Annotated in this window: 22 protein-coding genes and 1 pseudogene; 10 read left to right on the forward strand and 13 right to left on the reverse strand. The window is 71.6% G+C overall.

Annotated elements, in window-relative coordinates:
* Position 1: 1 nt before the first annotated feature.
* The 5 genes and pseudogenes from OG410_RS37955 to OG410_RS37975 form a co-directional block, all read right to left on the reverse strand.
* Positions 2-850, reverse strand: coding sequence for an ABC transporter permease (locus OG410_RS37955; protein ID WP_329303302.1), 849 nt, complete (start codon positions 848-850; stop codon positions 2-4).
* The gene (locus OG410_RS37960; protein WP_329303303.1) at positions 847-1,782 is read right to left on the reverse strand and encodes an ABC transporter ATP-binding protein; all 936 of its coding nucleotides are present in this window, start codon (positions 1,780-1,782) and stop codon (positions 847-849) included. The genes OG410_RS37955 and OG410_RS37960 overlap by 4 nt, the downstream gene beginning before the upstream one ends.
* Positions 1,783-2,215: 433 nt before the next feature.
* Entirely contained in the window at positions 2,216-2,860 is a 645-nt protein-coding gene (locus tag OG410_RS37965; protein WP_329303304.1) for a hypothetical protein, read from the reverse strand.
* 12 nt (positions 2,861-2,872) lie between these two features.
* Positions 2,873-3,748, reverse strand: a complete 876-nt coding sequence (locus OG410_RS37970; protein WP_329304426.1) for an HAD family hydrolase — start codon at positions 3,746-3,748, stop codon at positions 2,873-2,875.
* A 193-nt stretch (positions 3,749-3,941) separates the two neighbouring features.
* Positions 3,942-4,046 (reverse strand): annotated as a pseudogene (locus tag OG410_RS37975) (site-specific integrase); the annotation flags it as partial.
* Positions 4,047-4,265: 219 nt separating this feature from the next.
* Here OG410_RS37975 and OG410_RS37980 point away from each other — a divergent pair.
* From OG410_RS37980 to pgm, 3 genes are all read left to right on the forward strand, one after another.
* Complete coding sequence (locus OG410_RS37980; protein ID WP_329303305.1) at positions 4,266-5,099, forward strand: PP2C family protein-serine/threonine phosphatase; 834 nt, start codon at positions 4,266-4,268, stop codon at positions 5,097-5,099.
* 171 nt (positions 5,100-5,270) lie between these two features.
* Positions 5,271-6,266 carry an MASE1 domain-containing protein gene (locus tag OG410_RS37985; RefSeq protein WP_443063850.1) on the forward strand — a complete coding sequence of 332 codons (996 nt, stop codon included), beginning with the start codon at positions 5,271-5,273 and terminating at the stop codon, positions 6,264-6,266.
* Positions 6,267-6,366: 100 nt separating this feature from the next.
* Positions 6,367-8,007, forward strand: coding sequence for a phosphoglucomutase (alpha-D-glucose-1,6-bisphosphate-dependent) (gene pgm / locus OG410_RS37990; protein WP_329303306.1), 1,641 nt, complete (start codon positions 6,367-6,369; stop codon positions 8,005-8,007).
* 48 nt (positions 8,008-8,055) lie between these two features.
* Here pgm and OG410_RS37995 read toward each other — a convergent pair whose 3' ends face one another.
* Positions 8,056-9,174, reverse strand: a complete 1,119-nt coding sequence (locus OG410_RS37995) for a serine hydrolase domain-containing protein (RefSeq protein ID WP_329303307.1) — start codon at positions 9,172-9,174, stop codon at positions 8,056-8,058.
* A 222-nt stretch (positions 9,175-9,396) separates the two neighbouring features.
* On the opposite strand from OG410_RS37995, the gene OG410_RS38000 reads away from it, so the two are divergent.
* The 3 genes from OG410_RS38000 (at position 9,397) to OG410_RS38010 (ending at position 11,805) form a co-directional block, all read left to right on the forward strand.
* Positions 9,397-10,071 (forward strand): TetR/AcrR family transcriptional regulator, encoded by a 675-nt coding sequence (locus tag OG410_RS38000; protein ID WP_329303308.1) that lies wholly within the window; start codon positions 9,397-9,399, stop codon positions 10,069-10,071.
* Positions 10,072-10,143: 72 nt separating this feature from the next.
* Positions 10,144-10,614: a DUF5990 family protein gene (locus OG410_RS38005; protein WP_329303309.1), complete on the forward strand. Its 471-nt coding sequence runs from the start codon at positions 10,144-10,146 to the stop codon at positions 10,612-10,614.
* A gap of 159 nt (positions 10,615-10,773) precedes the next feature.
* Positions 10,774-11,805, forward strand: coding sequence for a medium chain dehydrogenase/reductase family protein (locus OG410_RS38010; protein ID WP_329303310.1), 1,032 nt, complete (start codon positions 10,774-10,776; stop codon positions 11,803-11,805).
* A gap of 43 nt (positions 11,806-11,848) precedes the next feature.
* Here the strand turns inward: OG410_RS38010 and OG410_RS38015 are convergent, their stop codons facing one another.
* The 5 genes from OG410_RS38015 to OG410_RS38035 form a co-directional block, all read right to left on the reverse strand.
* Complete coding sequence (locus OG410_RS38015) at positions 11,849-12,181, reverse strand: putative quinol monooxygenase (protein WP_329303311.1); 333 nt, start codon at positions 12,179-12,181, stop codon at positions 11,849-11,851.
* Between the two features lie 121 nt (positions 12,182-12,302).
* Positions 12,303-13,106, reverse strand: coding sequence for a phosphatase PAP2 family protein (locus tag OG410_RS38020; protein WP_329303312.1), 804 nt, complete (start codon positions 13,104-13,106; stop codon positions 12,303-12,305).
* Positions 13,107-14,060, reverse strand: coding sequence for a YihY/virulence factor BrkB family protein (locus OG410_RS38025; protein ID WP_329303313.1), 954 nt, complete (start codon positions 14,058-14,060; stop codon positions 13,107-13,109).
* On the reverse strand, positions 14,061-15,797 hold the full coding sequence (locus OG410_RS38030) for a diacylglycerol kinase family protein (RefSeq protein ID WP_329303314.1): 1,737 nt from the start codon (positions 15,795-15,797) through the stop codon (positions 14,061-14,063).
* A 296-nt stretch (positions 15,798-16,093) separates the two neighbouring features.
* Entirely contained in the window at positions 16,094-16,591 is a 498-nt protein-coding gene (locus OG410_RS38035) for a lamin tail domain-containing protein (RefSeq protein ID WP_329303315.1), read from the reverse strand.
* A gap of 170 nt (positions 16,592-16,761) precedes the next feature.
* On the opposite strand from OG410_RS38035, the gene OG410_RS38040 reads away from it, so the two are divergent.
* The 4 genes from OG410_RS38040 to OG410_RS38055 all read left to right on the forward strand — a co-directional run bounded on the left by OG410_RS38040 (position 16,762) and on the right by OG410_RS38055 (position 18,782).
* Positions 16,762-17,031, forward strand: a complete 270-nt coding sequence (locus OG410_RS38040; RefSeq protein WP_329303316.1) for a DUF6400 family protein — start codon at positions 16,762-16,764, stop codon at positions 17,029-17,031.
* Entirely contained in the window at positions 17,018-17,275 is a 258-nt protein-coding gene (locus tag OG410_RS38045; RefSeq protein ID WP_328444843.1) for a hypothetical protein, read from the forward strand. The genes OG410_RS38040 and OG410_RS38045 overlap by 14 nt, the downstream gene beginning before the upstream one ends.
* A gap of 397 nt (positions 17,276-17,672) precedes the next feature.
* A complete protein-coding gene (locus OG410_RS38050; protein ID WP_329303317.1) occupies positions 17,673-18,164 on the forward strand; it encodes a hypothetical protein in 492 nt (163 codons plus the stop codon).
* A 246-nt stretch (positions 18,165-18,410) separates the two neighbouring features.
* Positions 18,411-18,782 carry an alpha-amylase gene (locus tag OG410_RS38055; RefSeq protein ID WP_329303318.1) on the forward strand — a complete coding sequence of 124 codons (372 nt, stop codon included), beginning with the start codon at positions 18,411-18,413 and terminating at the stop codon, positions 18,780-18,782.
* A gap of 112 nt (positions 18,783-18,894) precedes the next feature.
* On the opposite strand, the gene OG410_RS38060 is transcribed toward OG410_RS38055, so the two are convergent.
* Entirely contained in the window at positions 18,895-19,554 is a 660-nt protein-coding gene (locus tag OG410_RS38060; RefSeq protein ID WP_329303319.1) for a hypothetical protein, read from the reverse strand.
* Entirely contained in the window at positions 19,551-21,200 is a 1,650-nt protein-coding gene (locus OG410_RS38065; protein WP_329303320.1) for a serine/threonine-protein kinase, read from the reverse strand. The genes OG410_RS38060 and OG410_RS38065 overlap by 4 nt, the downstream gene beginning before the upstream one ends.
* Between the last annotated feature and the right edge of the window lie 32 nt (positions 21,201-21,232).

A 21,232-nucleotide genomic window follows, 5' to 3' on the forward strand; every position in this document is an offset into this window, starting at 1 on the left:
GTCAGGCGTCCGTGCGGACGAGACGGTAGGCGGCGCCCGCCAGCGCGAGCACGGTCCAGCCGAGGAAGACCACGAGCCCGGCGGTGGGCGACAAGGTGGTGGAGTCGTGGGTCAGCGCGAACATCGACTCGCCCGCGCTGCTCGGCAGGTAGGGGCTGATGTTGTCCTGCCACGAGCTGGGCAGCAGCGAGACCAGACCGGGCACCAGCATCAGCGAGGCGACCAGGACCGAGATGCCGCCGGCGACCGAGCGGAGCAGAGCGCCCAGGGCGGTGCCGATCACGCCGACCAGACCGAGGTAGAGGCCCGCGCCCAGCAGGCTGCGGACCACGCCGGAGTGGGACAGGGTGAGGGCCGCGGGCGTGCCGGAGACGATGCCGCTGTCGATCGTGAAGGCGACGAAGACGCCGACGGTGGCGACGACGAGGGCGACCAGGCCGAACACCGAGGCCTTGGACCACAGCACCGGCAGCCGGCGCGGCACCGCCGCCAGCGTGGAACGGATCATTCCCGTCGAGTACTCGCCGGCGGTGATCAGCACTCCCAGCACACCGAGCGCCAGCTGCGCGAAGTTCGTGCCGAACACGGAGAGGCTGAGCGCGGTGGCCGCGACGTCGTCCCGGTGCAGGGGGCGCCCGGAGTTGAGCTCGGACTTGTAGTGCGCGGCGGCGATCACGCCGAACGCGACGAGGAACAGCAGCCCGAGGCCGAGGGTGATCCAGGTGGAGCGCAGCGACCACAGCTTCGCCCACTCGGAGCGCAGCACCCGGCGCCCGGTGACCTTGTATGTCGGACGGGCCGCCCGTACGGGACCGGTCGTGGGACTGTCGGTGACGGTGACGGTGCTCATGCCGCCCTCCCAGAGGTCTCGACGGTGGCGCTGGCGTGGTACTCGACAGCGTCGCGGGTCAGATCCATGAAAGCCTCTTCGAGAGAGACGGTCCGGGAGCTGAGCTCGAACAGCGGGATGCCGTGCTCGGCGGCCTTGAGACCGATCGCCCGCGGGGTCAGCCCCGTCACCTGAAGCTCTTCGGATCCGGCCGTGCCGGTGATTTCGACACCGGGACCGGCCAGCACCTCGCGCAGCCGGGCCGCCTGGTCGGTGGCCACGGTGACCGTGTCACCGCCGGCTTGCTGGACCAGCTCCCGCACGGTGGTGTCCGCCAGCAGGCGTCCACGCCCTACGACGATCAGGTGGTCGGCGACCAGGGCCATCTCGCTCATCAGGTGCGAGGAGACGAACACCGTACGGCCGTCCGCCGCGAGGCCGGTGAGCAGATTGCGGATCCACAGCACGCCCTCGGGGTCCAGTCCGTTGACCGGTTCGTCGAGCATGATGGTGGCCGGGTCGCCGAGGAGTGCCGCGGCGATGCCGAGGCGCTGGCCCATGCCGAGGGAGAAGGCGCCCGCGCGCTTCTTGGCCACCGTCTGGAGGCCGGTCAGCTCGATGACCTCCTCCACCCGGCGGCGCGGAATGCCGTGGGTGTAGGCCTGGGCCATGAGGTGGTCGAAGGCGGACCGGCCCGGGTGGATCGACTTGGCCTCGAGCAGCGCGCCGACTTCCTGGAGCGGCGCGGTGTGCTGGGCGTAGTGCTTGCCGTTGACCGTGACGCTGCCGCCGGAAGGCGCGTCCAGGCCGACGATCATGCGCATGGTCGTGGACTTTCCCGCGCCGTTGGGGCCCAGGAAGCCGGTGACGGTGCCGGGCTTCACCACGAAGTCCAGCCGGTCCACCGCCGTCTTCTCGCCGTACCGCTTCGTCAGCTGATGTGCCTCGATCATCGATGGTCCCTTGGTTTCGGGGGCAGGCCCCCACCTGACTGCTCACCCACCACGCTAGGAGCCCGCGGTCCCGGATCCGTGGTACCGGAGAGCCCGGTCGAGGGGAGGCACGTAGTACCGCGGTATCACTCGGCTACGGCTCGCGGATGACAGGACGCGGGCGGGCGCCCCCGCCCGAGCTCCGGCGGGCGTGGAGTTCCCGGGCGTCCCCGGGCCCGCCGGACGGCTCTTCGCGCGCATAGGGGAAGCCTTCCTGGCGCGGCCCGACAGTGACACCCCGCTCGAAGCGGCCTGCGGAGGGGGCAGATGGCGAGAGCGCGTCGGGCCGTTTACTCGAACACCACGCGTCAACTCACAGCTGTGCTGGACTAGTTCGGACAGGATCGGATCGTAAGGGGCTTTTCCCCCGTGCCCCGGGCTGCCGAGTCGGTCGTCAGCGCGGGACGGGCCAGGTCTTGAGGAGTTTGCGGGCGGCTCCGCTGTTGCCGAGTTGGTAGACGGCGACGGCGGCCGGGTGGACGGGGAAGGCGTCGAACGGTTCGGCCTCGATGGTCTCGAGTTCGTCGAGGGTGGCGAAGCCGACGGTGACGTGGGCCGTGTACTTGCCCGGCCCGATCTGGGCGGGGACGTATCCCTCGACCCAGTCGCGGGTGCTCTGGCTGATGTCCTCGCCCGGGTCGGTGACGAAGGCTGCGGACGTGCCGCCGGGCTCGGTGAAGGGGGTGACGGCGGCGAGCAGTGCGGCCTGGAAGTCGAGCACCTGCTCGCTGGGCTGGACGAGGATGACCGCGAGTCCCTGGCCGGGCACGCCCCAGTCGGCGTGCTTGATCGCCACTGCCCGGTAGGAGAGCGCGCTCGTGTCGGTCGCGGCCAGGGTGTCACCGATGGCGGCGTAGACGCTTTCCAGCTGAGCTGTGCGCACGTAGCGCTGAAGGGTGGTGATGTGCGGCTGGTGGGAGGCGTCCAGCGCGAACCCGTCCGGGACGCTCTCGCGCATCCTGGCGTTCCGGTCGCGGGCGTGCCGGAGGGTGTTCTCGTCCGGGTCGACGAGTACGTCGATGGCGGTCAGGTCACTCACGGATCCTCCTGGTCAGAACACGGTGGTCCAGTCGTTCTTCATGCTCACGACCGTCCAGCCGAGCTCCTCGGCCTTCGCGAGCGAAGCCTGGGCGCCCTTGGTGTACGAGAACTCGCGCTGTTCGTCGTCGTGGTTGACGAGCAGCGCGAACCGGGCGCTCTGGAGCATCTCGATGTCCACGTCGGCGTTTCCGCCGGCGAGGACGGGCAGCCGGCCGGTGTGGGCGAAGATGTGCTCGGGCTTGCCCGAGCCCAGGTCCAGGTCGCCGAGGAGCTCATGGGAGCGGGTGAGCTTCCCGTCGGCGTAGGTGTACGCGGCCGCAGAGCCGATGACGTTCTCCTTGGGGATCCCCCAGGTCTCCTCCGCGAAGACGCGCATGAAGTCGCGGCCGCCGCCCGAGCACACGAACACCCGGAACCGGTTCTCGTGCAGGAGGTCGAACAGTTCCAGCATCGGGCGGTAGACCAGCTCGACGTAGGGGACGCCGAGCTTCGGCTGCTTCACCGTCCTCGTCCAGTCGCGCACCTGCGCGTCGAACTCCTCCGGCGTCGTGCCGGCCCACGAGCGGGCGAACGCCTCCACCAGGGTCGACACCACCTGCGGTTCCTGAGTCGCCAGACCCTCGAAGAACGCCTGGTCCTGTTCGATCAGCGCCTTGTACGGCTGCCGGGCGGCGAGCTGTGGGTCGGCCTTCGCCTCCTTCTCCCACCTGCGGAACACGAAGTCGAACTGCGGAGGCAGCGGCTGCTCGACCCACAGCGTGCCGTCGTTGTCGAACGTGGCGATCCGGTCGCCCACCTCGACGAACGCCGCCCCCGGCGTCGTCGCCGCGTGAACGAAGTCCAAGATCGCCCGCTTGGCAGGGCCGTCCTTCCAGCTCGCCAGCATCTCGGTCACGGGCACTCCTGGGCTCGGCGATCGCGCCACCGGCAGATGCGGCAGTCAGCCAGGGACCTTGCCCGGCTTGCAAGGGTTTTCAAAATGAATGGCATGGTTTGAAGCCGTTTGATGGCGTATGCCGGGTTGGTTGTCTCGCTACGATTGCGCCCGACGACCACGCGACGGGCGGCCGTCACGACGCGACGTCGAGGACCTCCTCCGCGCGGGCGCACGTCTCGTAGATCATCCGCCAAAGCGTCTTCTCCCGCAGGTGCGCCTCGCGCCGCGCAATCAGCCGGTCGATCGCCGTCGGCAACTCGCCGGAGGTGATCCACCGCCGGTACCGCGGCTGCATCGACGGTCACGAGGGAGCGGCCAACGCGAAGATCGCGAAGTCCCGCACCGAGGGCCTGGCCGCTCCGCCGGGAAGCGTCGATGTCGGGTCGCGCCGCTGTGGTCGTTATCATCCGATAGTGGTGTTTTCTTAACATTTCCTTCATGCGTGGCTTTTCCTCCGGGGTGGTCGATGTCCCGCAAGCTGCCGACGGGCGACGACGACGAGCTGCTCGCCAGGCTCGGATCGCTGACCGCCCAGGCACGTGAACGCGCGGAGTTCCAGCGCTCCCAGGTCGAACTGGCCATCGCGCTGCAGCGCGGCATGCTTCCGGGAGACCTGCCCTCCGCCCCGGGTTTCGACGTGGCCGTGCAGTACGCGCCCGCCTGCTACGGCCTCAACGTGGGCGGGGACTGGTACGACGCCTTCAGGCTGCCCGACGAGCGCATCGGCCTGTCCATAGGTGACGTGCAGGGCCACAACATCGAGGCCGCCGCCTTCATGGGGCAGGTCAGGGTCGGCCTGCGCGCCCTCGCCTCCGTCACGAGCGACCCCGGGGAACTGCTCGCCCGGACCAACGACCTCATCCTGTCCATCGGCTCCGACCTGTTCGCGACCTGCACCTTCATGCGGCTCGACCCGGTCACCGGCGTACTGGAGAGCGCGCGGGCCGGGCACATACCCTGCGTCTGGGCGACGGCGGACGGGAAGTCCGGCATCACCGAGGACGAAGGCGGGCCGCCGCTCGGCATCGAGGCCGGGATGCGGTACGCGGTGACCCGGCACCGCCTCACCACCGGCGGAGTGTTCGTCCTGCTGACCGACGGTGTCGTCGAGGGCCCGTCGATGAACGTGGACGAGGGTCTCGACCAGGTTGTCCGGCTCGCCGGAGTCGCCGCCGTCGCGGGTCTGTCGGCCGGTTCGCTGGCCGCCGCGGTCATCAAGGGCGCCGAGCGCGTGGGGCACGAGGACGACGCGGCCGTGCTCGTGGTCCGCCACGGCGTGCCCGCCGTCCGGTTCCGGTGACGTGTCACCTTCCGGTTCCGGGACGTGGCTGTCGTCCGCTTCCGGGTGTCGCGGCCACCGTCCGGTTCCGTTGGCGCGGCCGTCGTCCGGCACGGCTGACGCGCCCGCCGCCGCTCGCCGCACACGGGCGCTCGCCTCGCCGACAGGGCCCCGACGGTGTCTGATGACTCTGTGGTGGCTGCACAGAAGATGAGCCGACCGGCCGTCGGCGCCCTCCAGACCCTGGTGATCGCCGCCTGCTACTACGGAGCAGGGCGGCTGGGACTCATGCGGCGGCTCACTGTCGAAGGAGCGGTGTTCACACCCATCTGGCCGCCCACCGGCGTGGCCGTCGCCGCCCTGCTGCTCCTGGGGATCCAGGCGTGGCTCGGGATCGCGATCGGGGCCCTCCTGGTCGTCCTGTCCCTCTCCTCGTTCACCTCGCTCCAGCTCTCCGCGGCGGGCATCGTCGCGGGCAACACCGTCGCTCCGGTCTGCGCCTACCTCCTGCTGCTCGCCGTGCACTTCCGCACCGATCTCAGCCGGTTCCGTGACGGTCTCGCCCTGGTGTTCCTGGCGGCCCTGGGCGCCATGACGATCAGTGCGACCGTGGACGTCGGCCTGCTGGTGGTCACGGACAAACTCGCCCTGGGCGACTTCTGGCCGGTCTGGCTGGCGTGGTGGGTGGGCGACGCGATGGGCGTCCTGATCGTCGCCCCGGTCATCCTGATGCTGTACGCCGTACGAACCCCGGTGAGCCTGACACGGTGGAAGGAGGCCGCCGTGATCCTCGTCGTGGCCGCCGTCATGGTGCCGGTCGCCACCCGCAGTTCCATCAGCATGCTGTTCCTGATCTATCCGCTGCTGATCTGGGCGGCCCTGCGATTCGAGCTCCCGGGCAGTGTGGTGTGCGCCCTGTTCGCCTCGGTCATGGCCACCGTCGCGGCCACGGAGGCGGTGGGTCCGTTCTACCGGCTGAGCCATACCGAGGTCATGATCAAGCTGCAGGCCTTCAACGGAACCATGGCCCTGACGGCCCTCCTCCTGTCCGCCGTCATCACCGAGCAGCGCAACACCAGACGCTCCGTGGAACGGGCCTGCCAGGAACTGGTGGAGGTCCTCGAACATCTGACCGCCGGGAATCCCACCCCCAGACCGCCTCCCCTGGAGGAGGACGGACACACCTGACGGCGGCACGGTTCCGCCGCCCGGCCCGGTGCCGCCGCCCCGCCCGGTGGGGAAAGATGAGACCACCAGTGAAGAACCACCGATGCGGAGGTGCGGGCACATGCAGCACGAGCGAGCGGGCCGTCCGGCCGGCCCCGAGGATCTCGTCGACGTGGCCCGGTTGGTCACCGCGTACTACGCGCTCCACCCCGACCCGGGCGAACCCGGCCAGCGCGTCTCCTTCGGTACGTCCGGACACCGCGGTTCGTCCCTGGCGACCGCGTTCAACGAGGACCACATCGCCGCGACGAGCCAGGCCATCTGCGAGTACCGCGACGGCCGGGGCATCGACGGCCCGCTCTTCCTGGGTGCCGACAGCCACGCGCTCTCGGAACCCGCGAAGGTCACCGCCCTGGAGGTGTTCGCGGCCAACGACGTGTCCGTACTCCTCGACAGCGCGGACGGCTACACGCCCACCCCTGCGGTGTCGCACGCCATCCTCGCCCACAACCGCGGACGGTCCTCGGGCCTCGCGGACGGTGTGGTGGTGACCCCGTCCCACAATCCGCCGGCGGACGGCGGCTTCAAGTACAACCCGCCGAACGGCGGCCCGGCGGGCTCCGAGGCGACCTCCTGGATCCAGGACCGGGCCAACGAACTCATCAGGGACGGCCTCAAGGACGTACGGCGCGTCCCCTACGCCCGGGCGCTCGCCGCTCCCGGCACCGGCCGTCACGACTTCCTCGGCACCTACGTGGCCGATCTGCCGCAGGTGCTGGACCTGGACGCGATCCGGGCGGCCGGGGTCCGCATCGGCGCCGACCCGCTGGGCGGGGCCTCGGTCGCCTACTGGGGGCGCATCGCCGAACAGCACGCGCTGGACCTGACCGTGGTCAACCCGCTCACCGACCCCACCTGGCGGTTCATGACGCTGGACTGGGACGGGAAGATCCGGATGGACTGCTCCTCGCCGTACGCGATGGCCTCGCTCATCGAGCGGCGCGACCGTTTCCAGATCTCCACGGGCAACGACGCCGACGCCGACCGCCACGGGATCGTCACCCCCGACGGCGGGCTCATGAACCCCAACCACTATCTCGCCGCCGCCATCGCCTACCTCTACTCCCACCGCGAGCGCTGGCCCGCCGGTACGGGGATCGGCAAGACCCTGGTGTCCTCCGGAATGATCGACCGGGTCGCCGCCGATCTCGGCCGCCGGCTGGTCGAGGTGCCCGTCGGATTCAAATGGTTCGTGGACGGGCTGGTCGACGGCTCCCTCGGATTCGGCGGCGAGGAGTCGGCGGGCGCCTCCTTCCTGCGCCGCGACGGCTCGGTGTGGACCACGGACAAGGACGGCATCATCCTGGCCCTGCTCGCCTCGGAGATCACGGGAGTCACCGGGAAGACGCCCTCCGAGCACTACGCCGGACTCACTTCCCGGTTCGGGGAGCCCGCCTACGAGCGCATCGACGCCCCGGCGTCGCGCGAGGAGAAGGCCCTCCTCGCCAAGCTGTCGCCCGCGCAGATCACGACCGACGCGCTCGCCGGGGAGTCCGTCACCGCGGTCCTCACCGAGGCACCGGGCAACGGCGCGCCCATCGGCGGCATCAAGGTGACCACCGAGAGCGCCTGGTTCGCGGCCCGTCCGTCGGGCACCGAGGACGTCTACAAGATCTACGCGGAGTCGTTCCTCGGTGCCGATCACCTGCGCCGGGTGCAGGACGAGGCGAAGGCGGTGGTCTCGGCGGCCCTTTCCGGCTGACACCACGCTTCGGGCCGCAGGCGCCGTGGTCACCGCGACACGGCGCCGTCAGCCGTACATCGCCACCCGGAAGAGAGCCGCGAGGGCCTCGTCGATGGGATGGGGCTGCGGCAGGCCGGAGGAATCGAGCCTGTTCCAGCGCTGTGTGTTCACCGCGACCGCGAGCTGCCGCCCGCCGTCGGCACGCGTCATGGCCAGCGCCCCACCACCCCAGACCGTGCCGCCGTGGCCCCAGAAGGTGGCCCGGCCGGGACCCTCCATCGGATGCAGGCCGAGGCCGTACTCGATCGTCCTGAGCTCCTGGGACACGACCGGGACCGTACGGCGCATCTCCTCCAGCGACGACGGGCTGACGATCTCCCCGGCCAGCAGCAGGCCGTAGAAGCGGTTGAGGTCCGAGAGGGTCGATATCAGCGACGCCGACGGCCCCACCCAGGACATGTCGAACACGCTGTAGTCGCGGGGCGGGTCGATCATGCCGAACCACGCCTCGTAGAGCTGTGAGTGCGGCCCGTCGACGTGGGGCCCCGAAGGGAGTCCGGTGTCCCGGAGCCCCGCGCGCTCGATGACGTTCTCGGTGATGCAGCGCTCGGCCGAGGCGCCGGTCACCTGTTCCAGGAGCTGGGCGAGGAGCAGGTAGTTGGTGTTGGAGTACACCCCCGGGGTGCCGCCGGGGGAGCCGAACGCCGGCGCCGTGACCCCCATCGCGATCAGCTCGACGGGATCGAATCGCGTGAACCGGTGGTCGTCCAGGCTCTGGGGCCCGGTGTCCGCGATGGCGGGGTACGCCTTGAGCGAGGGGTAGGCGTACGGGAGGTACTCGGCGAGGCCGCTGGTGTGGTTGAGCAGCATCCGGACCGTGATGGCTTCGCCGCGTCCGCCGGGAACCAGCGCCGGAAGGTAGCGGCCGATCGGAGTGTCGAGACCGATCAGGCCCGCCTCGACCTGCTGCAGCACCGCGGCGGCGGTGAAGGTCTTGGTGATGCTGCCGACCCGGTGCCGCATGCCGGCGGTGACGGGGCGGCCGGTGGTGACATCGGCGACCCCGGCCGCGCCGCGCCAGACCTGGTCGCCGTCCCGCACCTCGGCGAACAGGCCCGGCACGCCGGCGCGGTGGACGTTCTCGACGGCCGCTTCCAGCGCCGCGGGATCCAGTGGGTTCTTCACGTCATGCGTCCTTTCGGCTTCCCCGGGCCGAGCTCCGCTTCGGGCGCCCGACCCCGGACAACAGGGCACGAGTGGTCTGCCGGCCCGACTCGTCGAGGTGCGCGGCAGGTCCCTGTCCTCATTATGCACGCGGTGCGTGCAACGCCAAGTGCAACACCAAGTGCGAAGGCGAGTGCAGAAGCGAGTGCATAGGCTAGGCTGAAAGGCGGCGAGAGGAGCGGGATGGCAGGCCGAAGGCGTTGGTCGACCGAAGAGATCCTGGACGTGGCCGCCGAGCTGCTGCGCACGAGCGACCCGGACTCGTTCAGCGTGCGCAAGCTGGCCGCGGCCCTCGGGACCGATTCCTCCAGCCTCTACCGGCACTTCCGCAGCAAGACCGAACTGCTGCGCGCGGTCGCCGACCGGATTCTCCTGACCGCCATGGACGGCTACCGCGCGGAAGGCGACTGGCGGCAGCGCATCACGGCCCTGGCGTTCCAGGTGAGGGACGCCTTCGGCCGGCAGCCCCAGCTCGCCGCGGTCTGGGGGCGGTACGCGTCGAGCGGCACCGGTTCCCGGCTGGTCATGGAGGAGGCGCTGCAGGCGCTGCGCGCGTCGGGACTGCCCGACGAACAGATCCCGGCCCGCTACCACCGGATCGCGGTCCTCGTCTCCGCGCTGATCGCATCCGAGGCGGGGGTCGGCACGGTGAGCCCCGAAGAGCGTGAACAGGGCCTGGAGCTGTTCCGCGTGGCGGTGCTCGGCGCCGACCCCGAACGCTTCCCGGCCCTGGCCCACTTCGCCCGTGACATCCGCCCGCTCGGGATGGACCGCCGCGCCGCGTTCGAGGAGATCCTCACCGCCCAGCTCGACCAGATCGAAGCCGCGGTCCGTTCGGTCCGGCCGCCCGGTCCGTAGGGGCCGGCCGGCGACTGAACCGCTGCGGGTGCGACGGGTGCCCCCTGGCGTTTCGACGGCATGATGGCCCGTATGCACATCCGTATCGACGCCGACGACCTGCCCGGCCTCACCTGCCCGGCCCCCGAAGGCCGCGGCACCGTCGCGGCGTACGACAACATCCACGTGGCGGTGCAACGCCGTGACCGTCCGGCCGAACTGCTCGATCCCCAGCCCGGCGACGGCGCCCTCGCGACCTGGACTCTCCCCTGCACGGCCGCGCCCTCGCCGACGGGGATCGAACTGAAGGGCCCCTATGTACAGGACCGCCTGGGGCACCGGTTCATCTATCTGTCGTGGGGCACGGTCGACGGGGCGGGTGTCTTCAGCATGTTCCGTCGCGCCAAACTCATGCTCGACGCCGTCCCCGCGGATGTACTCGACGCGGCCGCGCGCGAGGGCCTCCTCGTCGGGCGGCTGGGGCTGACCGACGCGCTCGGAAACCCGCGGTGCGCCCGCGTCGTGCCGCCGGACATCGAGTGGACGGCCGAATCCGCCCCGTAATCCCTGCGCGCACCCGAGGCGATGGCGGCCCCGACGGTGCCCGGCGACACCCTCCGAGTTAGAACCTATAACGAAAGCTCTTGACGCTCACGTCCATGAGTTATAGCTTCTAACTAAAGCGATAGCGAATAACTCGCGCGGAGCGCAGTGGAGGTCGTCATGAACGCCGAAGGGCTCGTCGAGGTCGTCCTGCCGGGCAAGGTGGAGCCGGAAGGGCTGGAGATCCGGCACGGCGCCGTGCCCGTCCCGGGCCCCGGTCAGGTCGTCGTACGGATGGAGGCGACCGGCGTCTCCTTCGCCGAACAGCAGATGCGCCGCGGGCGGTACTACGACCAGCCGCCCTTCCCCTTCGTTCCCGGCTACGACCTGGTCGGCACGGTTCTGACCACCGGCCACGGGGTCGACCCGGGCCTGACCGGCACCCGGGTCGCCGCGCTGGTCAAGGTGGGCGGCTGGGCCAGCCATGTGCGGGTGGAGGCGGCCGATGTCGTACCGGTGCCCGACGGCGTCGGGGCGGCGGAGGCGGAGACCGTGGTCGTCAACGGCGTCACGGCCTGGCAGATGCTGCACCGCAAGGCACGGATCGGCGCGGGCCGGACCGTCCTCGTGCACGGCGCCAACGGCGGCGTCGGTTCGGTCCTGGTCCAGCTCGCGCGCGCCGCCGGCGCCAAGGTGATCGGTACGGCCTCGGCACGTCACCACGACTCCCTGCGCGAACAGGGCGTCATCCCCGTCGACTATCGCACCGAGGACGTCGCGGCGCGCGTACGCGAACTCGCCCCCGGCGGGGTCGACGCCGTGTTCGACCACGTCGGAGGCCGCAGCGCCGTCGACTCGTGGCACCTGCTGGCTCCCGGCGGCACACTCGTCTCCTACGGCAGCGCCTCCACCCGGGACGACACGGGGTCCAAGCAGTGGCCCGTGCTCAAGCTGCTCGGCCGTGTCTGGCTGTGGAACGCCCTGCCCAACGGCCGTCACGCGTACTTCTTCAACATCTGGGCAGGGCGGGCCCTGTCCCGGAACCGGTTCCGGGCCCGGCTGCGCGCCGACCTCACCCAGGTCTTCGGCGCCCTCCAGCGCGGTGACGTCACCGCCCGGATCGCCGCCCAGCTGCCGCTGAGCGAGGCTGCCGAGGCGCTGCGACTGGCCGAGTCCGGCACCGTCGCCGGAAAGGTCGTCCTCAATCCGTAGCCCGGGACCGCCGCCCGGTGTCGCGGCGGCTGTCGGGCAGGCCTCAGGGCCGCTCCTCCACGGCCATCTCGCCCAGGAGGGACCAGTCGTCCTGGGGGACCTTCATGTTCACGATGCGCGGTGTCGTGGTCAGGTGCCGAGGCAGGGCCTGCTGGGCGGCCTTGAAGTGCGCGGACTGGACGTGGGACGCCCCGGCCTCGTCGTCCCGGAAGGCCTCGACCAGGACGTACTCCGTCGGATCGTCGAGGCTCCGGGACCAGTCGAACCACAGGCAGCCGGGCTCGGCCCGGGTGGCCGCCGTGAAGTCGGCCGTGATCTCCGGCCATTTCTCCGCGTCCTCGGGGCGGACGCTGAACTTGACGGTGATGAAGATCATGAGGGCTCCTCGGATCGGTGTCGAGCCATTCTGTGCCGCCCCCGCCAGGCGAACACCAGGGGCCTGTAGGCCGATCGGGGGAACCTCCCCGCGCCGAGGCGCAGCGAGCCCGGACGGACCGTCATGTGGCGGCCCGTTCCCCGGTTTCTCCGGGGGTCTCGGCTTCGGGCCGTGCGTCGGTGAGTTCGGGCTCCAGGCCTTCGCCGATGTCGGCGGGGGGCCTGCCCGTGTCGGCCCGCCAGGCCTCGAACGCCCAGGCGGTGAGGGTGACGACGGCCAGACCGAGCAGCCAGCCGCCCAGTACATCGCTGAACCAGTGAACGCCCAGCGCGACGCGGGTGAAGCCGACGCCGAGGACCGAGAGCACGGCGGCACTCCAGCACAGCGCGCGCAGGGAGCGCGGCACCATGGGCAGCAGGACCAGCAGCAGGACGGCGAACGAGGTGGTGGCGGTCATCGCGTGGCCCGACGGGAAGGAGAACCCGGGCGCCCGTGCCACCGGATCCTCCAGCGACGGACGTGCCCGCTCGACGACCGTCTTCACCAGGAGCCCGATGAACCCGCCGGCCACCGCTGTCACCGCGGCCCACGCTGCCAGACGCCAGGCCCGGCGGTACACCAGCCAGACGGTCAGCAGTGCGACAGCCGTGCGCAAGGTGACCGGATCCCAGACCCGGTCGGAGAGGAAACGCAGTGTGCTCGTCCAGGCGGGATGCTCCAGGGCGATCTCGTGCAGCCGGCGGGCGGCGCCGGCGTCGAGCCGGCGCAGGGGTTGCCACCGGCCCTCGACCAGGACGAGGAGCAGGCCGAACGGCACCGCCGTGATCGCGGCCACCGCGGCCGAGCCGAGCAGCCGGGCGCCGAACCGCCGGTCGGCCGCCCGGCGGCGGTCCCTCAGGTTCCGGACCGTGGCGCGCGCCGCCATTCAGACTCCCGGATCGGGTTGGACCGGACCGGGGCGCCGCGCGCGGGAGGCCTCCAGCTGGGCGGCGAAGGACAGTCCGAGGAACAGGGCGATCGAGGTCAGATAGGCCCACAGCAGCAGCGACATGAAGGCGCTGAGAGGGCCGTAGACCGTGTCGAAGGTGCCGCTGAACCCGAGATAGAGGCTCAACAGCCAGGTCAGTGCCGTCCACAGTACGAGGTAGACGGCCGCCCCGAAGGCCAGCCAGGTGTAGCCGGGTTGGCGACGACGGGGCGAGCGCCGGAACACCGCGCTGGCAGAGATGAGGGCGAGGAGCAGGCCGAAGGGCCAACGCAGCATGTCCCAGGCGGTCTTGGCGCCTCCGTCGACGTGATAGACCGTCACGACGGCGGACGCCAGGTCGCCGCCGGCCACCATCAGGACGAAACCGAGGCCGAGCGGGATGCCCGCGCTCAGGGACATGACCAGGCCGCGCAGATACTTCCGGTGGAAGACGCGGTCGCGCTCGTTGCCGTAGATCCGGTTGGCACCGCGTTCGATCTGGCACATCGCGGTGGTCACGTTGACCAGGGAGAAGGCCAGCCCGAACCACAGGGCGACCTGCGCCCCGTCGCCCGCCGTGTGCCGGCTGCGGCGCAGCGCGTCGTCGACGACGTCGGCGCTCGGGCCCGCGGCGATCTTGCGGATCGTCAGTTCGGCGACTCTGCCGATGTTCTCGGTGTGCAGGGCGGAGGACAGGCCCACGAACGCGATGGCGAGCGGGATCAGGGCCAGTACCGTCTGGAGGGCGAGCGCACGGGAATGGCTGAACCCGTCGGCGTAGCGGAACCGGATGAACGCGTCGCGCAGCAGCGGCCAGCCGCCGTACCGGCGCAGCGACGCCAGGGCCTCGTCGGCCGAGAGCTCGTCGCCGGACATGGCACGGGTCTCCGGGACCTTCGTCGCGGTACCCATTCACTTCTCCCGGGAGGGCAGCAGGACGGTCAGGGCGCCGGGCCGGACCTCGGCGGTGAGGCGCTGGCCGGGGCCCACCGGATCCCCGTCGAGCTCCCTGGACTGCGGCGCGTCGAAGGTGAGTTCGGCCCGTCGGAAGGTGAAGAACTCCACGGGGAGCCCGTGACGGTCGTCGCCCTCGGCCGTGAGGGTGCTCGCGGTGGACGGCCGCCGGGACACGGCGCGTCCGCGCAGCAGTGTCCGGACGGCCCGCAGCCAGCCGCCGGGTCCCCGCGGGTCGAGGACGAGGAGGTCGAGCAGCCCGTCGTCGGGACGGGCGGCGGGCAGCAGGGTGACTCCGCCCTGGACGGTTCCCACGTTGGCGACGAGCACCATGCGGGCCGTGCGGCGGAAGGCGGGGGACCCGTCCAGCCGAATCGTCACCCGCATACGGGGCGTGCGCAGCGTTCCGAACCCGGCCAGCGCGTAGGCGGGCCAGCCGAGGGCGGCCTTGGCGCGAGGATCGGTGTGCTCCATCATCGCGGCGTCGAGCCCGGCCCCGGCCATGGCGGCGAACCGGGTGGCGGGCAGGCCGTCGCCCTCGATGCTTCCGAGGTCGAGCCGGCGCGGACCGCCGCTCAGCGCGGCTTCGAGCGCGGCGACCGGGGAGAGCGGCAGACCGAGATTGCGGGCCAGCAGATTGCCCGTGCCGCAGGGGACGACGGCCAGGGGAACACCGCTGCCGGCCAGGGCGTCGGCGACCGCGCGGACCGTTCCGTCCCCACCGCAGACCACGACGAGTGTCGCGCCCTCGCGGACCGCGCGGGCGCTCTGTCCGGCCCCGGGATCGTCCGCGGTGGTCTCCAGGAACATGGGCTCGCGGTGGCCGTGCCGTTCCAGGGTCCGCCGCAGTTCGTGGCGCTCGGACTCGTCGGTCACCGTGGGGTTGAGGATCACGGCGGTCGTGCCGGGGGGACGCTCGGCGACGGTCCGTGCGGAGCGTGTGCCGGACGGCCGGGCGGTCACGGACCGGTCGGCGAGCAGGGCGCGCCCCACGATCAGCAGGGACAGCCCGCCGTTGACGAGGCCGCCCAGCACGTCCGTGGGGTGGTGCATGCCCCGGTAGAGCCTGGCCGCGCCCACGAGCAGCGGCAGGAGCAGCAGCAGCCCGGCCACGACCCTGCGCCACGGCCCGCGGACCCGGGACAGCACGAGAATCGCCAGACCCGCGTAGAGCGCGGTCGCCGCCCCGGTGTGCCCGGAGGTGTAACTCGACGTGGGCGGCGACGCGTCGAGGCGGTCCACGTCCGGCCGGTTGCGGTCCACCGACTCGGTGATGGCCAGGAAGACCAGCGACTGGAGCGAGACGGCGACGGCGAGGAAGACCGCCTGACGCCACATCGGGAGGCGGGGTATCAGGAGCAGCCCCAGGCAGGCCAGCAGCGTGAGGGCGACGACCGTGAGGGTGTTGCCGGCCTCCGAGGCGATGGAGGACAGCGTGGTGAGGGTCCCGGTGCGGGCCTGTTCGAGGCGCTCGTTGACCGTGTCCTCGGCGGTCAGTGGCCAGAGTCCGCGGGCGGGACCGGTGATCAGCAGTCCGAGGCCCACCATCGACGCGGCCTGGCCCGCGGTCAGTGCGGCGACGCGGGCGGTGGTCCGGCCGGTGCCCCGGGGCAGTGCGAACGAGCGGGCGGAGCCCACGGCTTCGGCGCGGCCGCCGGTCACTTCGGCGGCTCCGTCCGGTACGGCGGTCGGCATCGGGGACTCCCAGGGGCAGCGCACTGCGGCCGTTTGCCGCCCGGGACGCGCTTCCTCCCGGGTCCACGGCCGTCTGCCCCCGATGGCCCTGGACAGGCCTGTCACGGCGTGGATCGGGACGAAAGCCCCCGGTCCTCGCGGTCGTCCCGCCCCGGGGCGGAGCCACCGCGTCGCGCCGGGAACGGCTCCGCCCCGGGCGGAGCGACCACGCGGTCGCTCCGCCCGGGGCGGTCGTCTCCGGGCGGACGGTGCCCGGCGGCCGTACGGGGACCGGTCAGCGGGCTCCGGTGCTCGGCTCAGCCGTGGTACGAGATGTAGCCGTTGCCGTCACGGTCGTTGGCCGACTTGGTGTACGAGTGGACGTCGGCACGGGCGCCGGACGACTTGTACAGGTAGATGCTGTCCTTGTCGTTGTTCCAGATGAAGTTGCAGTTCTGGCGGTAGACGACGTTGCCGGCGTCCGAGGCCGTGCCGTGGCCGCCGCGGAGCTTGATGTAGTCCCCGGGCTCCAGGTAGTGGTTCGCCGTGAAGGTGAACTTGTTGCCCGTCGCGTCCTTGACGACGTAACCCTTGAGGTTGACGGTCGTGCCGGACGAGTAGTTCTTGATGGTCAGGTACTCGCTCTTGGTGTTGCCGCTGGAGCAGTTGTTGGAGTCCCGGCCGGGCGCGTCGTACTGGACGCCCTTGATCTTCAGCGCGGACGAGTACTCCGTGGCCTGGGCCGGAGCCGTGGCGATCGCGGTGAGCGTGCCGACAGCGGCTGCGGTGACGGCCAGGGCATTGCGGATACGCATGAGGAATCCCCCCTCAGTGGTACGGATGGAGCCCCAGGAGCATACCGATGATGTGATCAACATATGACGGAGATGTGTGGGACTCGTAAGCGTCCGCCGGTCCTGGGGGCGCTGTGACTTCGCCCACCTCCTCTTGTCCCGACAAGAAAGGCATACCTAAGTTCTCTCCCATGGCCCCACAGAACCCCTCGCTTCCCACCGGCCCCGCCTCCGGGCTGGTCGAGTTCTCCGTCGACCTCACGGCCCAGGAGGTCCTGCGGCAGGCCCAGGTCCTGGCCGCCCTCGGTCCCGACTGGGACCCCATGGAGGTGATGCGCCAGGAGGAGGCCGCGTACGCGCTTCTGTACTCCGGTCTCGACGAGCGGCAGCAGCGCGTGTACGACGACCTCGTCGCGGCCGGCGTACTTCCCCGTCGCGGAGACGGCCGTGCTGCCGCTTGACCCGCAGGCGGACATCGGGCGGCGCGCCTGGGTGACCTGCCCGAACTGTGCCGACAGCCGCGGATGCGCCTCCTGCGAGCAGCGGCGGTCGTGTTCCGACCACTGGCGCTACCTGCTCTCCACCACCGGAAGCCTGCTCCACCTCCAGTGCCCCTCGTGCACCCATGTCTGGGCCCACGAGACCGGATTCGGCGCCACCCGCTCCTGGTGGAGCCGCGTCACGGGCGGCCGCCCCGGACGCTGACCCGGCGGGCCGGTATCGCGGGCGCGGGATGCGCCCACCCCCGATGACCCGCACGTCACGGCGGGGTTATCCTCAAGGGCCCCAGGCGGGTCGAACTCGTCCGACGCGCCGCTGTGGGAAGATCGCAACCCCGCACGACAGCAGTCCGGGCCCGCGCACGCCATCGCTCGAAGATTCGAGGACGCTCGCGGCCCACCGGTGAATGACGGACCGGCCCGCGCGGGTAAAGAAACTCCATGCGCATCTGCGCGAACATCCCACTGCCGAAGGACTGCCGGTCTTGGACCTCCCATACTCAGAATCTCCTGCCGCGCGACGTCCGGGACGCACGTGGACCGTCCGCATCTCCGGCCACAGCGACCGCACCGCGTCGGTCACCTGCTCCTCTCCCTGCGCCATGCCGCCGCGGTCCCGTGACCTCGCCGCGCTGCGCCGCTTCGCCGAGGCCCACGTCGGGGCCCATGCCCGCGCGGCCACCGTGCACGCGGACGCCGCCTGCGCCTGCCGGCAGACGCAGTGCGCCTCCCACGAGGGCAGTCAGGTGCACTGCATGGGCAGTGTGCTGCTGGTGCTGCGCCATGATCCGGCCATTGCCCAGGTGTGGAACCTGATGGAAGTCTGCGCCGCCTGCGCCCCGTTGATGACGCACACCCGTGTCCTGGGCCGCGCGGTGCCGCGCACCCGGACGCCGTCCACGCCCCCCGCGCCGACGGCCGCCGCCGGTGCCCCCGCGGCCGCTCCCGCGGTCCCCGGCGGATTCAGCGCCCCGAGCGGCCCCGGTTTCAACAGCGCGGACGCACCCCCGGCACCGTCACGTCGCCGTGCCGGCGGACATGGCCGCCCCCAGCCCCGGCAGGGCCGGCGGGACCAGGGAAGATCTCGCGGCTGACCACCCGGCCGGCCCGCACCGGGCCGACCCGCGGTCCCACCGCCACCGGGCCGGCCCGCGCACAGGTCGTACCGGAGGGGGCGCAAGGCCCAGGTCGGGACATTTCGTGAACAGCACCTGATCGGTTGAGAGTTCACCATCGACTGAAAGGTGTTGCATGACTTTGCGCAATTCTTGCAGGCGTTGCAAGGTGGCACGCGGCGCGGCTCCACGGCCGCCGCTCTCGCCGACCTGAAGGACGCCCCCATGTTCACCAGCAGCCGCCTCATCCATCCGCGCGGGCTCAGGACGGCTCTGGGCCTGTCCGTCGCGATCGTGGGCCTGACGGGTGCCGCCGGGGCGCCCGCCGCCGCGCGAGACGCCGGACAGGGGTTCCTCGCGGGCGATGCCGTCGACGCGACCCCCGTTCCGGACTGCGTCCACTACTACAGCGACTGGCGCTACACGACCGTCGTCAACGACTGCGACACCACCGTGGACGTCACCGTCCAGTACACCGACGGCCAGGGCGCCCCGTGCCGCACCCTGCTTCCCCGGGCGATCGCCACCTTCGCCGGCTACGGCCCCCAGCTCAACTACGTCACCGGTCTGAGCGCCTGCACACCGTCGAGCGTGTGAAGCCGCCGCACACCCGGCCGGCCCGGGCGGCGGGATTCCCCGTGCCCGTGCCAGGGTCCGCGGTCCGCGCCGGCCGAACGCCGTCACGCCGCCGGGCGGGTGCCCGGCCCCGTCACGGGCAGTGGTACGTGAGCTTCGTCGACACCGTGCGGCGCACCGGCGACAACAGGTGCAGCTCGGCGCGTGCCGCGTAGCTGCCGTCGCCCTGGAACGTCCACAACAAGTGCAGTTCCGCCTGCTTCTGGTGACGCGTCAGATCCTCGTGCAGGACGTCCGAGGAGGTGCCGTCGCTGCGGACCCAGCGGTACGTGAGTTCGCCGGGAACGCCGTTGGTGGTGACGACGCCCGTGATGTCGGCGGTCTCGTCGCAACCGGGCGAGGGTGTCACGGCGGCGACCGCGACGCTTTCCACCCCGAGGGACGGCGCGGAGCGATGCCACAGGAGAAGGGCGACGACGGCCAGCAGCACCACGGCCGGCAGCGCGTGCCGGCGCCAGGTCCGGCGGCGTACCGGCACGGCCGCGGGAGTCACGGCGACCCGGCGCATGGTGTCGGCGTTCACGCCGGGGCCGAAACGCATCAGGGTGCCCTCGACCCGGTCGGGCGCGACGGCCCCGGCCTCGGTGCCCGACAGCGCGACCGTGGGCGAACTCCCGGTGAGGGCAAGCGTGTCGGAGGAGTCCGGCCGCTGGATCCAGTGGCTGCCGAGCACGGTCGCGCTGTAGTCGTCGTCGGGGGAGTGGGCGCCCGGGGCGCCGTAGTTGTCGTTCATCGCAGGGAGCACCGCCGGGTCAGGAGCTGTTGCCAGGCGCCGCCGTCGGCGGAGGCCGGCTGGGTGCCGGCCCGGACGCCCCAGTAGCAGCCCGCTCCCTGGAACGTGTGGTCGAGGACGATGGTGTACTGGGTCGAACCGCTGCGCCGGTACGTCTCGGCCGCCCCGTCCTGGGTTCCGGCCTGCCCGCTGACCTCACCGGTGAACCACGCGACCGTGAGGGTGACCGGCCCGGTGCCGTCGGTGGTGACGGTGGCCGTCGCCGCCGCGGTCGCCGTGCCCGTCTGCCGGAACTCGCCGAAGGTGACGGACTTGACGTTGACGGTGAGGGTGGGTGACGGGGACGTCGTGGTGGGCTCGGACGTCGTCGTGGCCGGTGGCGTCGGAGGCGCCACGGTGGCCGACGGGGACGCCGAACCGGACGCCGAGGCCGACGCCGACGGTTGCGCGGTGGCGTCCGTGGCCGAACCGGAGGGCGAGGGCGAAGCCGACGCGGACGGCGAGGAGGACGGCGTCGGGGACCCGGGGTCCGCCGTCGCCGTGGGGCCGCTGTCACCGGCCGGCTGCGCGCTGGTGGTGGCCAGTGCCTCCGCGGCCCTTCGGGGCGTGCCGAAGTCCGGGGCGTGCCGGTCGACGCCGTACGTCAGCAGGATGGCCGCGACGAGCGCGGCCCCGGACACGAGCAGCGCGCGCAGACTCGGCTGCCAGGCCCGGAGCCAGTCGGGTGCCCTGCCGAGGACCGTGCGCGCCGCGTCCGTGGCGTGGCGCGGCACGGAGGGGGTGGAGGGGACCAGCAGAAGGCACAGGGCCGCGAGCGCCGCGAGTCGTCGGCGGCCGCGCTCCTCCCAGTCCGGGCCGTACGCGCCGCCGGCCGTGGCCTCGAGTTCCGCGACGAAGTCCTCGGCGTGGGCGGGCCGTTGGTCGGGAGCCTTGGCGAGGCCGCGCTGGACGAGGGAGCGGACCGGCTCGGGGACCTCGTCGGCGGGGATGACCCCGTCCACGTGCTGGAGGGCGAGTTCGGCCAGGTTCTGGCCCGTGTAGGGCTTGCGGCCGGTCAGGCACTCGAAGAACGTCGCGGTCGCGGCGTACACGTCGGCGGCGGGTGAGGCGGGGGCGCCGGTCCACTGCTCGGGAGCCATGTACGACGGCGTGCCCGCGATGCCGGCCGTGGTGCCGTCGGAGGCGGCGATCCCGAAGTCGACGAGTTTCGACGTGCCGTCGGTGCGGACGAGGACGTTCTCCGGCTTGTAGTCACGGTGGACGACGCCGATGCGGTGGGCGTCGGCGAGGCCGAGCAGAGAACCCTTGAGAAGGACGAGGGCGGCTTCCGGATCGAGGGGAGCCTGCCGGCCGAGCAGGGCCCGCAGACACACCCCGTCCACCAGTTCCATGACGATGGCCGCGCCCTCGGGCCCCTCCACGTACTCGTAGAGGCCGGCCACATGGTCGCTGCGCAGCCCGCCGAGCAGCCGGGCCTCCGCCCGGAACTCCTGCACGAAGCCCGGACGCGTGCGCAGCGACTCGCTGAGGTACTTGACCGCGACCGGATGGCCGGTCTCCTCGTGCACGGCCAGCGCGACGCGTCCGCTCGCCCCCGAACCGAGCTCGCGGGACTCGGTGTAGCCCGGTACCGCCCAACCGCTCATGACCCATGCCTCCCCGGGACGTGGGGCCCGTG

Source organism: Streptomyces sp. NBC_00659 (genome assembly GCF_036226925.1).
Lineage (GTDB): Bacteria > Actinomycetota > Actinomycetes > Streptomycetales > Streptomycetaceae > Streptomyces.

Coding starts and splice junctions, on each gene's coding strand:
- pgm (WP_329303306.1), top strand. CDS start 6,367: ATGCAGCACGAGCGAGCGGGCCGTCCGGCCGGCCCCGAGGATCTCGTC.
- OG410_RS38035 (WP_329303315.1), bottom strand. CDS start 16,591: ATGCGTATCCGCAATGCCCTGGCCGTCACCGCAGCCGCTGTCGGCACG.
- OG410_RS37960 (WP_329303303.1), bottom strand. CDS start 1,782: ATGATCGAGGCACATCAGCTGACGAAGCGGTACGGCGAGAAGACGGCG.
- OG410_RS38005 (WP_329303309.1), top strand. CDS start 10,144: ATGCACATCCGTATCGACGCCGACGACCTGCCCGGCCTCACCTGCCCG.
- OG410_RS38060 (WP_329303319.1), bottom strand. CDS start 19,554: ATGAACGACAACTACGGCGCCCCGGGCGCCCACTCCCCCGACGACGAC.
- OG410_RS38015 (WP_329303311.1), bottom strand. CDS start 12,181: ATGATCTTCATCACCGTCAAGTTCAGCGTCCGCCCCGAGGACGCGGAG.
- OG410_RS38030 (WP_329303314.1), bottom strand. CDS start 15,797: ATGCCGACCGCCGTACCGGACGGAGCCGCCGAAGTGACCGGCGGCCGC.
- OG410_RS38050 (WP_329303317.1), top strand. CDS start 17,673: ATGCCGCCGCGGTCCCGTGACCTCGCCGCGCTGCGCCGCTTCGCCGAG.
- OG410_RS38000 (WP_329303308.1), top strand. CDS start 9,397: ATGGCAGGCCGAAGGCGTTGGTCGACCGAAGAGATCCTGGACGTGGCC.
- OG410_RS37980 (WP_329303305.1), top strand. CDS start 4,266: ATGTCCCGCAAGCTGCCGACGGGCGACGACGACGAGCTGCTCGCCAGG.
- OG410_RS38025 (WP_329303313.1), bottom strand. CDS start 14,060: ATGGGTACCGCGACGAAGGTCCCGGAGACCCGTGCCATGTCCGGCGAC.
- OG410_RS38020 (WP_329303312.1), bottom strand. CDS start 13,106: ATGGCGGCGCGCGCCACGGTCCGGAACCTGAGGGACCGCCGCCGGGCG.
- OG410_RS38040 (WP_329303316.1), top strand. CDS start 16,762: ATGGCCCCACAGAACCCCTCGCTTCCCACCGGCCCCGCCTCCGGGCTG.
- OG410_RS38055 (WP_329303318.1), top strand. CDS start 18,411: ATGTTCACCAGCAGCCGCCTCATCCATCCGCGCGGGCTCAGGACGGCT.
- OG410_RS38065 (WP_329303320.1), bottom strand. CDS start 21,200: ATGAGCGGTTGGGCGGTACCGGGCTACACCGAGTCCCGCGAGCTCGGT.
- OG410_RS37955 (WP_329303302.1), bottom strand. CDS start 850: ATGAGCACCGTCACCGTCACCGACAGTCCCACGACCGGTCCCGTACGG.
- OG410_RS37970 (WP_329304426.1), bottom strand. CDS start 3,748: ATGCTGGCGAGCTGGAAGGACGGCCCTGCCAAGCGGGCGATCTTGGAC.
- OG410_RS38010 (WP_329303310.1), top strand. CDS start 10,774: ATGAACGCCGAAGGGCTCGTCGAGGTCGTCCTGCCGGGCAAGGTGGAG.